We start from the raw sequence: 13899 nt of genomic DNA on the forward strand, positions 1-13899 counted from the left end.
AGAAAGGTGCATATTCTTCCATTGGATCACCCTTGGAGGAAGTTTAAAATAAACCCATATAAAAGATCATTTTTATCTAATACAAAATAGGACATTTCTATTTAACGGAAAACAGGACATTTTCATTTTGCTGTTACAAAATCTTGATTTTTACTTGACAACTTTGTGGTTATTCTTGTATCTTAAATAAAGAAAAAAATTTTAACGTCATGAGAGCAAAGATGACTGATTCTTTAATTGACCTTTCGGAATTAAAAAATACTAATCCTTACGGAGATAATATCCCTCAAGTTGAATGGTCAGAAATACTTTCTAACCAGTTAGGGAATGCTTCTTGGGCTTTAGATGTAGCTCCTAATCAGAGAAGGATATTAAGCGATCCTGAAAGACCTTTAGCAGAAAGAGAAAAAGCAGGAGAAGCTCTTCGGGCTATTCGTGGTATCCACGCTATTCAAGATCAAACCTGGCTCTTTGTGGCTAAAGAAGTCCAAAAATTAGAAAAGTATGGAGCGACTAAAGAAGAAGGGATATATCTTCGAGGTCTTATTGAAAAGATAGGTGAGCTTTATTTTCTCTTTATCGTGAAACTTATCGCGGAGAAAGATTTTCACGAATGGTTAGAAAAACTTAAGGAACCACTAAGAGAGATTGAAGATCATATTAAAGACCGCCAGAAGATCATTCAATTCATGGAAGAGCAAGTAAAAGAAATTAAATCAAGGCTAAAAAACCAGGAGCTCTTAAAAAAAGCTTTTAGTGCTTTTATGGATGAGATTAAAGACGCCTCGATCTCTTCATTGAGTATTCCTAACATTGGCTTAAGTTCTTTAGATAATAATCTCTTCTTGCTTTATGAAGAAAGTAAAACTAATGTCACTAATTTTAGTAAAGGACTTGGAAAAGTAGTAGAGTCTGAATCTAAGATAAAGATGCGTTATCGGGTTCAAGAAGCCGACAAGCTCATTAGAGCAAATCTTGTCTTTGGAAGTGATGTGCCCGTAAATAAGGTTACTCAATTATATCAATATATGTTAGATTTCATAAATACTACAACGGTAGAAGAAGACTCCGAATTCCAAAATGAGATTAATGAATTAATCTTAGTCTGGGAAAAAAAGATGCGCAAAGAGCTTTCTAAATTCCAATGGCCTTCTGTCTTTAAAGCTAAGGAAAGAGTAAGTAAGTAATTAAGCTTTTTCTCCTACTCCGTAATCTTCTTTTACTTCTTTAATAATTACTTCAACCATTTCACCAACCAGATCTTTTTTACTTCTGACCCCCACTCTAAAGTAGTTACTACTGTAGCCAAAATAAAGTTCCGTCGAAGGTTGATACTCTTCAATTAGGACCACTACCTTCTTTTCTTTAAATCTTTGCAGAAAAGATTGCTTATTTTGTTGAGATAACTGGTGAAGCAATTTACTTCTTTGCTGCTTAACCTTTTCCTCAACCTGAGAAGGCATCAAGTAAGCCTTAGTCTGGGGTCGGGGAGAATATTTAAAGAGATGAACTCTGCTAAACTGTAGTCTTTTTACTAAGTGATAAGTTTCTTGAAAGTGGCTTTCTTCTTCTCCGGGAAAACCAACTAAGATATCGGTAGTGAGGCCAATTTCTGGAGTTTTTTCTCTTAAGTAATTCACTAATTCTTCATATTCTTGAGGAGAATAATGGCGAGCCATTTGTTTAAGAATATAGCCACTTCCACTCTGTAAAGGAATATGGAAATGCTTGCAAACTTTAGGATTCTTAGCCATCAAGTCAATTAATTCTTCATCTATGTCTGGAAAATTAATCGAGCTTAACCTTATTCTCAAAAGGTCTGAGTTTTGGCAAAGTTCTTTTATCATCTCAGCTAAACTAAGTTTTGGAAAAAAGTCCTTTCCATATTGACCTAAATTTATTCCGGTAAGGACAATCTCTTTAAAACCTTTCTGAGTGAGTTCTTTAACTTCTGCTTCTATTTCTCTAAAAAGCCTACTACGACTACTTCCGCGAAGATGGGGAATAAGGCAATAACTACAGGAATTATTACACCCATCTTGGACCTTAACCAAGGCTCTACTCTTTTGTTGAAAATCTTTGATAAATAAAGGTTGGTAAGTTTTTTCTTTTTCTTGATTAAAGTTTTGATCTTGTTGATATTGAGGAGAAAAGATAGTCTTTTTTCTTTCTTGATTAAGTTCTTGATTAAGGTTTTGATCTTGTTGATATTGGTTAAATAGCTTATCTTTTTCTTGATTATCAACAACCAAGACACCTTTTTTCTTAAAGATCTCTTCTGGCAAATAACGAGCATAACAACCAGTAATAATAATTTTAGCTTCTTTATTTTTTTGGCTAACTTTTTTAATTATTTGTCGTGATTCTTTCTCACTCTTCTTAGTAACCATACAAGTATTAATCACATAAACATCAGCTTTTTCTGAAAAGTTGACCAAAGTAAAATCCGAAGCTTGAAATTGCTCTTTAATAGCTTGGCTTTCATATTGATTAACCTTGCAGCCTAAAGTAGCCACAGCTAAACTCTTCTTTAAGCCTTGGTTAGAAAATTTCATTGCTCCATTCTCTTTTCTTCATTCTCCTGTTTTAATTAAACATAGGGCCCGGTCAATTCTTTTTAAAACCATCTCTTGACCTAATAAGTAAATAACTTCAAAGATTCCTGGGCTAGCGGTCTTACCGGTAAGAGCTACTCTTAAAGGATGAATGATCTCCTTTGCTCCAATTTGAAGTCCTATCATTAATTCTTTAATAGCTTCTTCCACATTCTTTTGATTAAAGTTAGAGATTTGAGAAATAGCTTCTCTAACTTTCATTAAAATTTTAATTACTTCCTCCCTATCTAAATACATCTGAGCAGCTTCTTCTTCTATCTCTATATCTTCTTTAAATAAATAATCAGCTTGGGAAAAGATTTCATTAATCGTCTTTACTCGTGTCTGGTAAAGAAGAGCTACTTCTTGGTACCAATTATCTCGAGAAAAAACATAATTCTTGGTCTTCTTAAGAAAGCCTATCAAGTTTTTAGTTAATTCTTCAACCCTTAGCTTTCTAAGATACTCACCGTTCATCCAGAGCATCTTTTCATAATCAAAGATAGCTGGATTTTTACTTAAGCCCTTTAAAGAAAACTTTTTTAGCAATTCTTCTTTAGAAAAGATTTGTTGACTATCAACTGTAGACCAACCCAATAAAGAAAGATAATTAATTAAAGCCTCGGGAAGGTATCCTTCTTTCTTAAAATAAGTAAGAGAAGTAGCCCCGTGTCTTTTAGAAAGTCTTTTTTTATCCAGACCTAAGATCATAGAGAGATGGACAAATTTAGGAAGTTTAAAATCCAAGGCTTTAAAGAGCATAATTTGCCTGGGAGTATTAGAGATATGATCATCTCCTCTAATGACATGAGTAATTTCCATCAAAGCATCATCAACAACTACCGAAAAGTTATAAGTAGGATTTCCATCTGATTTCATAATGACAAAATCAGAGATGGTCTCGTTTGAGAAGCTGATCTTATCCCTAACTAAGTCAAAAAATTCAGTCACTCCCTCTAATACTTTAAACCTTACTACTTTAGGCTTGATAGAGGCTTCATATTCTTTAATCTTTGAAGTAGCTAAATCTTTACAGTGACATCTATACTTAGAAACATCGCCTTCTCTTGAAAAATCTTCTTTTATTCTTTCTTTATCTTTAGCTGGACAATAACAGTAATAAGCTTTGTCAGCCTTAATAAGCTTTTGGGCATATTCTTGGTAAATTTTAATTCTTTGGGATTGAAAATAAGGTCCTTCATCCCACTCTAAACCTAACCATTTTAAGCTTGCTAAAATATTATGCAAGGACTTCTGAGTAGATCTCTTGACATCAGTATCTTCAATCCGTAAGATAAACTTTCCTTGATGTTGGCAAGCATAAAGCCAGTTATAAAGAGCAGTTCTTACTCCTCCTAAATGCAGATATCCAGTAGGACTTGGGGCAAATCTAGTTCTAATCAACTTCTTCCTCCAAAATCTCTTTCTCCTATAGTGGCTATGTTAGCCATCCCAATTTCAAACTAGTTCTAATCAACTTCTTCCTCCAAAATCTCTTTCTCCTATAGTGGCTATGTTAGCCATCCCAATTTCAAACTAGTTCTAATCAACTTCTTCCTCCAAAATCTCTTTCTCCAAAATCATCGATAAGATGTTCATGCCACATAATAAGAGCATCTTCTCGGTTATCTTGATAATACTTTTTTCGAATGGCTACAGGTTTAAAACCAAATTTTTGGTAAAAATTCTGAGCTGCTTGATTAGACTGGCGAACTTCCAAGGTGGCTCTTTTAGCTGCTTTAAAAACGGCTAATTTAAGTAAAGCATCAAGAAGTTGCTCTCCAAACTTTTTTCTCCGATAATAAGGAGAAATAGCCAGATTAACTAGATGAGCTTCGTCAAAAATAAGCCAAAATCCACCGTATCCTACTACCTTTTTCATAAACTTAGCTACTAAGAAATAAGACAACTTATTCTTAAATTCATCCAGAAACATCTCTTTACTCCAGGGATCAATAAAAGAAGCTCTTTCGATAACCATTATCTCTTGAAGATCCTTCTTTTCCATAGGAAAAATATCAACTAAGATAACCATTTATTTAAAGATACTCTTAAGTTTTTTTAAGGTCTGGTAAGTAGATTTTAAGATTTTTCCTTCTAAAGGAGTGGTATAATTAGATTCGCTCAGTAAACTTTTCATAATTTCATAATTACTTAAAGCTAAGGCTTCTAAATGATACCCCCCTTCTAATAAGACAACTAATCTTCCTTGGCAACACTCTTCTGATAAAGCAACAAATAAACTACTCATCCTTCCAAAGCCTTCTTCCGTTAATTCAAGGGAAGAAATGCGATCATTTTTATGTCCATCAATTCCAGAAGAAATAAAGATAAAGTCAGGCTTGAATTCTCTTATTTTAGGAATTATAAATTCATTAATTAGATAAAGATAATCAATATCCAAAGCCGCTTCTTCCATAGGAATATTAATAGTATAACCTTGGCCTTTTCCTTCTCCTATCTGGTCTATAAAGCCTACTCCTGGATAAAAAAAAAGAGGGTCTTGGTGAATAGAGATATTTAAGACCTCATTGGTCTGGTAGAATATATCCATCGTCCCATTAGCCGCATGAGCATCCCAATCCATAATACAGATCTTCTTTACCTTATAAACTTCTCTTAAATAATTAGCGGCCACGGCAACATTATTAAAGTAACAAAATCCCTGGGCTTGATTTTTAGTGGCATGATGGCCAGGGGGCCGAATTAAAGCAAAACTATTCTTATATTCTCCCTCGAGTAAGAGCTTGGCAGCTAAAATCGCTCCTCCAGCCGCTAAAAGAGCTACTTGATAAGTATGGGCATTTAAAAGAGTATCAGCATCTATCGATCCTCTTCCTTTAGAAGAAATCTCCTTAATCTTTTTTAATAAATCCTCATTATGGGTTCTTAAAATATCTTCCTCGCTAGCTTGATGAGGAGTGATCAGTTCTACTTTTTCTAAAATCCCCTTCTTTTGGAAAAGATCTAAGGTGGTAGTTAAACGTTCTTTCCTTTCAGGATGAAGAGGAATATCGTGTAAAAGGTAATCTTGATGATAAACCAAAGCTGTTTTAGTCATAATTTGTTCCTTAGACAGAACTTCTTAGGTAAAGAGGCTCAACTTCAAATAAGTTAGCTGCTTTTCCTTCTTTAATCTTTTTTTCACCTAAGCTGGCCACTAAGGAAGCTCTGGGTAAAGAAAATATTTCCGAAAGAAAGATGGCTTTTTCTTTTAAATTTTCTCTTAAAATTTCTTGATAAAGTAAGACTCCGTTGCCTATAAAAATAGTAGGCTCTTTTACTTTTAAAGCTAAATCCAAGGGTGTGAGAAGTAAGTCCTCAGTAATTTGTCTTAATCCTTGATCTTGATATTTAAAGAAAGCAGCATAAACTTCTTTTCTTTTGGCATCAATAGTTGGACAGATAGAGAGATAAGTAAAAGAGATATTGGCCGCTAATACCTCTAAAGAAGAAATCGTAGCCAGAGGAAGATTTAAACTTTGAGCTAATCCTTTAGCGCTGCTTACTCCCACTCTTAAACTTGTAAAAGCACCTGGTCCAACAGAGGTAGAGATTCCTTGGAGGTCTTTTATCTTTAATCCGACATCTTTTAAGACCGTCTTTATCGTTACCATCAGCCAGACCGAATGAGAGCAACTACTTAAGGTATATTCAGCTAAGACTTTTTCATTATCTACTATAGCTAAACTACCGGCCGAGGTAGAAGTCTCTATGCCCAAGACTATCATTTAAACTACCTTCATTAAGAAAGATGATAAGTCTAAAACCTCTATTTCTAAAGCCATTCTTTCTATATTTTCTTTGAGAGTCTTAAAACAAGCAGGACAACAAGTAATAATCTTTTTTACTTTATTCTCAGCTGCTTCTTTTATCCTTTTAGTCGCTAGATCTTGGGCTAATTTTGGATAGCTTTCCCTTAAAGGACCTCCACAACAACGAGATTCTCGATGATGAAGATCAAACTCTAATAAATTAAGCTCGGGAACAGCTTTTAAAAGAAAGCGAGGTTCTTCAAAGACTTCTCCCTGACGACCAAGATGACATCCCTCAAAATAAATTACCTTAGTTGAATATGGTTTAAACTTAAAGTTATTTTGGGAAAATAATTGGTAAAACAACTGACTGGTATGAAAGATCTTAAAATCCTTAGAAAAATTCTCTTTCAAACTATAAAAACATTTAGCACAAGAGGTAAAGATAGTTTTAGCTTCTAAATGTTGAAACAAATCCTTATTTTTACTAACTAATTGTTGAGCCAGCTCTGTCTCGCCTATATATTTCAAAGGTTGTCCGCAACAGTTTTCTATCCCCTCTAAGGTAACAAAATTATAACCCCAAGTTTTTAATATCTTTTGGGTATTTTTAGAAATCTCCTTGGAAAGATAAGAATTATAACATCCGACAAAATATAAATTTTCACTCTTCTTTAATTTTTTCTTTTTATTCTCTAATTCTTCTTCATTTCTTTCTTGACCAAAAGGATTTCCCGTTTTTAAGATATTCTCCCTTATTTTTTGATAAAATAAAGGAAGTAAGTTTTTTTTAGCTATCTCCTCTTTGACCGAAATGACCATTTTACTAACATCTACTCCACCGGGACAACTTATCAAACAAGCTTTACAATTTAAGCAACTAGACATTCTATCGATAAAAATAGGAGAGAGATCTATTTCATGGTAAAGTAAAGCCTTAATTAAACGAAGTCTCCCTCGGGTTCCCATCGTTTCTTCATTGGTAACTCCAAATACTGGGCAAATATCACGACAGTTCCCACATTTATTACACTTAAGAAGCTCATCTTCAAAAACCTTAAGGTGTTCCCCTGAAGTAGTCAAGTTTATTAAATCTCCACTGTCTCTTTAATTTCTTTTAATTTAAAGAATTAAATTACCAGATGATTTAGTAATTGTCAAGCTCTGAAGAGGAAATTTACGAATTCCCCAACTTTGTAAAAAGATAGTAGAAATAGATTATTTTTAGAGAAGAAGTAAAAGAGAGAAAAGAGAAAGTAAAAATATTTAAAAAATAGAGGAGATTTAGAGAGAAGAAATGCCTAAAGAATAAGTGAGGACGGCATATTTTTGTTTTTCTCTCTTTTCTCTTTGACAAAAAAACAAAGTGATAGCCGTCCCCAAAGGACAATTATCAATATAAAGACATTCATTACTTTAAACTAAAAATTCATCAACATTGCGGATATTTGAACCCAAGGAGATTTCAATTCAATTAAGAAAGAACCAAAAATTTTCTATTTAGATCTTTCATTAATCTCCTTTAAGATTTCTTCTAAAAGTTGATCTAACGAAGACATATTGGTCACATTTTTCCGGCAATTCCGCACCGAAATTAAATCTTTTTCAACTTCTTTGTCTCCAATGATAATTAGATAAGGGACCTTATATACTTGAGCTTCTCTAACCTTCAGAGCTATCTTTTCATTTCGATAATCTCTCTCAACCCTAACTTTGACTTGCTTTAATTCTTTTTCTATTTTTTGAGCATACTCTTTATGTCGCTCTGAAATGGTAGCTATCTTTACTTGAACAGGAGAGAGCCATAAAGGAAAGGCTCCTCCATAATGCTCAATTAAAGCTCCTATAAATCGCTCTAAACTCCCTAAAACTACTCTATGAATCATAATAGGTACGTCTTCTCGACCACTGCTATCAATATAGCTTAATTCAAAACGTTGAGGTAGGTTAAAGTCCACTTGAATCGTAGGCCCTTGCCAAGATCGACCTAACGCATCTTTTAACTTTATATCAATTTTAGGACCATAGAAAACTCCTTCCCCTTCATCGATTTTATAAGAAAGACAGCGATTTTCTAAGCTTTCTTTTAAAGCAGCAGTAGCTTTTTCCCAATTTTCTATAGTTCCTACAAATTTCTCAGGACGAGTACTTAAATATACTTCATATTCATGAAAACCAAAAATATTAAGCATGTAAAGAGCAAAATCTATAATCTTATTTATTTCTTCATGTAACTGGCTATCTCTACAAAAGATATGGGCATCATCTTGAGTAAATCCTCTTACTCTAAGTAAGCCATGAAGCACTCCTGATCTTTCATGTCTATAAACAGTTCCTAACTCAAAATATTTTAGAGGAAGTTCTCGATAACTCCGAGTCTTACTTTTATATATTAAGATATGGCCTGGACAATTCATTGGTTTTAACACATATTGTTCCTCTTCTATCTTAAAAAAATACATATTTTCTCGATAAAATTCACTATGGCCAGAGCGATCCCACAAATCTACTTTAGCCATATGAGGAGTTACTACTTCTAAATAATCCCTTTTTTGGTGTTCGCTTCTTAAGAGTTGGCAAATTTCTTGCCTTAAAGTACTCCCGTGAGGATGATAATATATTAATCCTGCTCCCGCCTGGTCATAAATATTAAAAAGCCCTAACTCTCTTCCTAATTTTCTATGATCCCTTTTTTTAGCTTCTTCAAGCTTACTTAAATAGTCACTTAGCTCTTCCTGATTATCAAAGGCACTTCCATAAATTCGAGTAAGCATAGTATTATCTTCATTACCTCGCCAATAAGCTCCGGCCAAAGAAACAAGTTTAAATGCTTTTATGTATCCAGTGCTGGGGAGATGAGGACCTCGACAAAGATCAATGAAATCTCCTTGTCTATAGAAAGAAATTTCATTCTCTTTTATTCCCTCTAAAATTTCTAATTTATAAGCAGCTCCTTGTTGAAGATAGTATATTCTTGCTTCTTCCTTTGACATCAACACCATTTCAAAAGGTAAGTCTTTTTTAATAATCTCTTTCATGCTATCTTCAATCTTGAGAAGATCATCTTCTTTGACGTTTATTACTCCAAAATCAAAATCATAGTAAAACCCATCTTTAATCGCTGGGCCAATTCCAAACTTTACTTCTCCATATAAATTTTTTATGGCTTGAGCCATAATATGAGAAGTACTATGATTGTATATTCTTTTTCCTTCCTCATCTTCAAAAGTAATAAAAGAAACCTTACAGTCTTGATTAATCTTTGTCTTTAAATCTTGCGCTACTCCATTTACTCTTATCGCCAAAACAGTCCTTTTATTAATCTCATTAAGATCATTTAAAATTATCTCTGCCTTGATCCCTTTCTCATATTCTCTTTTAAGATTATCTTCAAATTCAACAATTATTTTATCCACTATTAACCCCTGCTGTCATCTCAACGAATTGATCGGGAAAAAAGTTGAAAGTTTAATACTGGTGGGCGATACTGGATTTGAACCAGTGACCTCTTGCATGTCACGCAAGCGCTCTAACCAACTGAGCTAATCGCCCCTATTATAATTATCAATTATTATAGTAGTTATTAACGAAAACCGGCCATAGAAAATAATACCGAGCAATAAAAGATAAACTTGTTTGCCCTCGAATTAATTTGCTCTATGTCAAATTTTCATTAATAAGCGCTATATTAATCAATTAATAATAATTGATAATTGGAGGCGACGCCCGGACTTGAACCGGGGATAAAGGTTTTGCAGACCTCTGCCTTACCACTTGGCTACGTCGCCACATCACTACTTTAAAGAAGAAACTTATCAAAGCCCCCCAGTTTTGTCAAGGAAAATCGTTCTATCTGGGTAATTAGTTAGTCATTGGTATCTTTAAACCAATCTTCTCAATTTTGCCTTTTTTTTAAGATTACTTATTTAGAAATTAAATTATAATTCCTTCTTTCGAATAGTCTTTTCTTGATAATCTTCTCTAAGTAATAAGAAATCATATTTTTAATATTTTTTCTGTCTTTCTTCCAAGAAATATTCTTAAAATTAAACTCCCAGTTAGCATTCCTTACCCTTTCTTCCATAACTTTAGGATGCAAACCATCAAAATAACGCATTCTAAAAGGAACTTTATAACAATACTCATCACTTTCTAAAACATAATTCTTTTTAATCCATTCATCATTATGATACAGCTTGGCAAAATTAATCATCTTTTTCTTCATTACCTTGGCAGCCCTTGCCCATCCATAGTGATAAATCTTAGCATTAATATGAATCACTTTAAGCTTACGATCCTCTATCCGAAAGCTTTGAGCATCATGCCAAGAACTAACACCAATATTATTTCTTATAATTCTTATCTCTCTTCGATACCAATTTCTTGCAAGGCAAATTGTTTTATAACTTCCATAAAAATGGATATAATCAAATAATAAACCTTCAACATTATAGTTATCTAAATTTACTTCCATGGCTTTCCTTATTGCATCTAGATTGTCTTCATGAACAATTTCATCTGCCTGTAAATAAAAACACCAGTCTCCTTTACAATAAGACAAAGCAATATTTGTCTGTTCGGCTAATATTCTTCCTCCTTCCCTAATATTTAAATTCCACTTACTTTCAATTATTTTTATCTTGTCACTTCTAATAGATTTAATTAAATTCATCGTTTCATCTTCACTATCGCTTACATTAACGATATACTCATCACACAAAGGTAAGATAGAAGTGATAGACTCTACTATAGGATAGCTGTATTTTAAAGCATTTCTAACAAAAGTAAACCCACTAACTTTCATTGCTATTTCCTTATTAAGTCAACCTTTTTAATAATTCTTATTAAAGAATAAATTAATCTTTTCCATAACATCTTTTACCTTTATCTCTCTCATGCATCTATTATCTCCATATTGACATTCCTTTTTTCTACAAGGAGCGCAATCTAAGTCTTTATAGATGAGATATTCTCCATACCCCAAAGGACCATTTCTCTTAGGATTGGACGAGCCATACAAGCCAATGACTGGAGTATTTACTGCTACCGCTAAATGGGTAGGACCGGTATCGCATCCAATGTATAAATGGCCATTTTTAATTATAAAAGCTAATTCTTTTAAAGTGGTTTTACCTACCAAATTTATATAATCAACATTAGTTAAATCTTTTATTTCCTTAGCTAAAGTCCGGTCTGATGCTCCTCCTGTTAAGATTAAGTTAAATTTATATTGCTCCTTTATAGTCTCTATTAATTCTGCAAATAATTCTGGAAACCATAAGTTGACCTTTTTACTTGCTCCAATATTTATTATTAGTTTAAATCTTCTATCTTCAATGATATCTCTATATTTACGAGTAAGGTCAGGAATAAAGAGATCATACTTAATCTTGACATCTTTAATTCCAAGATAATCAGCAAATTCCAAATATTGATAGATAATATGTTTATTATCGCTAAAAGAAGGTATCTTAAGATTAGTAAAGAGATAATTATATTCCTTACACCTCTTTTTATCAAAACCTAATCGATTTTTAGCTTTGCTTAGATAGGTAATTAGTCCACTCTTTAATAAACGTTGCAAGTCAATAACTAAATCAAAACGATAATTTCTAATCTTTCTAAGATAATTTAAAATATTTCTTCTATCGAAGAGAATAATTTCATCAATAGAACTATGTCCTTCCAGGATAGGATATGACTTTGACTCTACTGTCCAAGCTATAAAACTCTTTGGATATTTATCTCTTAAGGCTTTTAAAAAGGGAAGGCTATGGATTACATCCCCAATGGATCCAAGCTTTACAATTAAGATCTTTTTAGCTTCAAGCACCTTATCTCCACCCATTAAAGCACTTATTAATCATAATTTGACATAGTATAAGTTGACTTAATCAGAAACGGGCGATCGATATAATATTTCAATGCCCTCACTACTTGCTTACCCAATTCATCTTCTTTGTTTGTCCAAAACCAACTAAAAAATTCTCGTTTCAATGCCAGCCACAATTCTTCTATTGGATTTAAATCCGGCGAATATGTAAGCAAATACATTGGTTCCAATATCTCCCAATTCAATCTTTTTGTCTTATGCCAACCAGTATTATCCTATGTCCACTTTTGGTTAATAAGGGCTATATAGAGTGCGCCGTTCAGATTAAAGTAAAAAAAAGAATGGACACCTGATATAACAGATGTAATTGAAATTGAATGCACAACAGAAGATCGAATTACTGAAATTGACCTTGTTTTTGAACCTAAATATTTGTCAAGTAGACCTTTGGTTTTTACCCAGCCAGGTTAAAAACCCCAGATAAAACCAAAATAAATACCCTGTTTGACCAGATAGGGTATAGTCTACCATCCCATGGACAAGAAAATCTATTAGACAAGCCAATATTCCTAAAGCCAAAATCTTAGAAAAGGATGTTTCTGCTTCCTTAAATACTATCCATGCCCATCTAAAAGCAGAAACAAGTAACCAAGAGAGAGCTAAGAGCCCAACTATTCCAGCTTCTACCGCAAGCTGAAGAAAGATATTATGAGCATGTTTTTGCCCCAAAAGAAAGGAAAATTTCTCTTTACCCTCTGGTGCATATTTTGGAGAAAAAACTTGATAACCTCCTGGTCCATGACCTAAAAATGGTCGTTTCTTTATCATGACTAAGGCATTTTGCCAGAGACATACCCTATCTGCATTGGTTTGAAGATTAAGCATGTTTACCGCTCGGTGCTTCTGCTGATCAGGCAAGAATAAAAGCGAAATAATAATCACTATACCCAAGCCTAAAAGTATTCTTCTGGATATAAATAACCCTAAAAAGGTCAAGGCGCAAATATTCCCCAGCCATGCTCCTCGAGTAGAGGTAAGGATAAGACAGATAGCCATCACCACTAAGGAGATAATCAGTCCCTTTTTTATCCTCCAAGATAAAGGGATAAGGAAAATAAGAGCTACAACCAAGGGAATAACCATTCCCAAGCCACCACCGGTCCCCCTGTTACTTGTTAAAACCAAATATTTTTCTGGCGAAAAATGCCACATTAACGAAACTATCTCATATCCAGATAATAAGCATAAACTTGTAATCAAGCAAAAGAGTAGCCACTTAATATCTTGTTTACTTCTCATCCCGTAAATAACCAAGTAATAAAGCAGAATCTTTTCCCCGAGAGAGCGAATCTTATCAAGACCTTGAAAAAGCGGTAGTGGCGAGATCAAGGTTGAGACTAAGAGTACAACTAAAAGTGTAACGATAGGCCAGTTCAAAGCCACTCCCTTTGCCTCAAATCTTTTTGTCAGGATCATCCTGGTAATCCAGCCTAAAAAAGCAAGGATTACTCCTCCTATTGATCCAGAGGTTGAGACAACAGCACTCAGGCTATAAATAACTAGTCCAGCTAACATGACGTAATTACAAGTAGCTATCCACTTTTCTCTTTTTATATTGCAGCTAATCATGCTTAAAACATCTCCTTTGACTCACTAAATTTTAATAGATTAAACTTGTGGCAAAATAAGGTAGAAAAATGCCTGAAAGCTCATATTT

12 protein-coding genes and 2 tRNA genes are annotated in these 13899 nt (G+C 33.6%); 1 reads left to right on the forward strand and 13 read right to left on the reverse strand.

Annotation, left to right across the window (positions count from 1 at the left end; translation table 11 throughout):
- The first annotated feature begins 221 nt into the window (after positions 1-221).
- Positions 222-1187, forward strand: a complete 966-nt coding sequence (locus KJ849_00915) for a hypothetical protein (protein MBU2599135.1) — start codon at positions 222-224, stop codon at positions 1185-1187.
- Here KJ849_00915 and mtaB read toward each other — a convergent pair whose 3' ends face one another.
- From mtaB to KJ849_00980, 13 genes are all read right to left on the reverse strand, one after another.
- Positions 1188-2555 (reverse strand): tRNA (N(6)-L-threonylcarbamoyladenosine(37)-C(2))-methylthiotransferase MtaB, encoded by a 1368-nt coding sequence (gene mtaB / locus KJ849_00920; protein ID MBU2599136.1) that lies wholly within the window; start codon positions 2553-2555, stop codon positions 1188-1190. It abuts the gene before it with no gap.
- 18 nt (positions 2556-2573) lie between these two features.
- Positions 2574-3998, reverse strand: coding sequence for a glutamate--tRNA ligase (locus KJ849_00925; GenBank protein MBU2599137.1), 1425 nt, complete (start codon positions 3996-3998; stop codon positions 2574-2576).
- A 142-nt stretch (positions 3999-4140) separates the two neighbouring features.
- A complete protein-coding gene (rimI, locus tag KJ849_00930) occupies positions 4141-4629 on the reverse strand; it encodes a ribosomal protein S18-alanine N-acetyltransferase (GenBank protein ID MBU2599138.1) in 489 nt (162 codons plus the stop codon).
- A complete protein-coding gene (locus KJ849_00935; protein ID MBU2599139.1) occupies positions 4630-5655 on the reverse strand; it encodes a histone deacetylase in 1026 nt (341 codons plus the stop codon).
- Between the two features lie 10 nt (positions 5656-5665).
- Positions 5666-6325: a tRNA (adenosine(37)-N6)-threonylcarbamoyltransferase complex dimerization subunit type 1 TsaB gene (gene tsaB, locus KJ849_00940; protein ID MBU2599140.1), complete on the reverse strand. Its 660-nt coding sequence runs from the start codon at positions 6323-6325 to the stop codon at positions 5666-5668.
- Entirely contained in the window at positions 6326-7432 is a 1107-nt protein-coding gene (locus KJ849_00945; GenBank protein MBU2599141.1) for a (Fe-S)-binding protein, read from the reverse strand. It abuts the gene before it with no gap.
- Between the two features lie 413 nt (positions 7433-7845).
- Complete coding sequence (gene thrS / locus KJ849_00950; protein MBU2599142.1) at positions 7846-9765, reverse strand: threonine--tRNA ligase; 1920 nt, start codon at positions 9763-9765, stop codon at positions 7846-7848.
- A gap of 59 nt (positions 9766-9824) precedes the next feature.
- Positions 9825-9901, reverse strand: a tRNA-Val gene (locus KJ849_00955).
- Positions 9902-10063: 162 nt separating this feature from the next.
- Positions 10064-10137: transfer RNA gene (locus KJ849_00960), tRNA-Cys, on the reverse strand.
- 134 nt (positions 10138-10271) lie between these two features.
- Positions 10272-11153 (reverse strand): glycosyltransferase, encoded by an 882-nt coding sequence (locus tag KJ849_00965; GenBank protein ID MBU2599143.1) that lies wholly within the window; start codon positions 11151-11153, stop codon positions 10272-10274.
- A gap of 27 nt (positions 11154-11180) precedes the next feature.
- Positions 11181-12197 (reverse strand): glycosyltransferase family 9 protein, encoded by a 1017-nt coding sequence (locus KJ849_00970; protein ID MBU2599144.1) that lies wholly within the window; start codon positions 12195-12197, stop codon positions 11181-11183.
- A gap of 11 nt (positions 12198-12208) precedes the next feature.
- Complete coding sequence (locus KJ849_00975) at positions 12209-12403, reverse strand: transposase (GenBank protein ID MBU2599145.1); 195 nt, start codon at positions 12401-12403, stop codon at positions 12209-12211.
- A gap of 214 nt (positions 12404-12617) precedes the next feature.
- Positions 12618-13811, reverse strand: a complete 1194-nt coding sequence (locus KJ849_00980) for an O-antigen ligase family protein (GenBank protein ID MBU2599146.1) — start codon at positions 13809-13811, stop codon at positions 12618-12620.
- Positions 13812-13899 lie beyond the last annotated feature (88 nt).

Source organism: bacterium (assembly GCA_018830565.1).
Lineage (GTDB): Bacteria > UBA9089 > JAHJRX01 > JAHJRX01 > JAHJRX01 > JAHJRX01.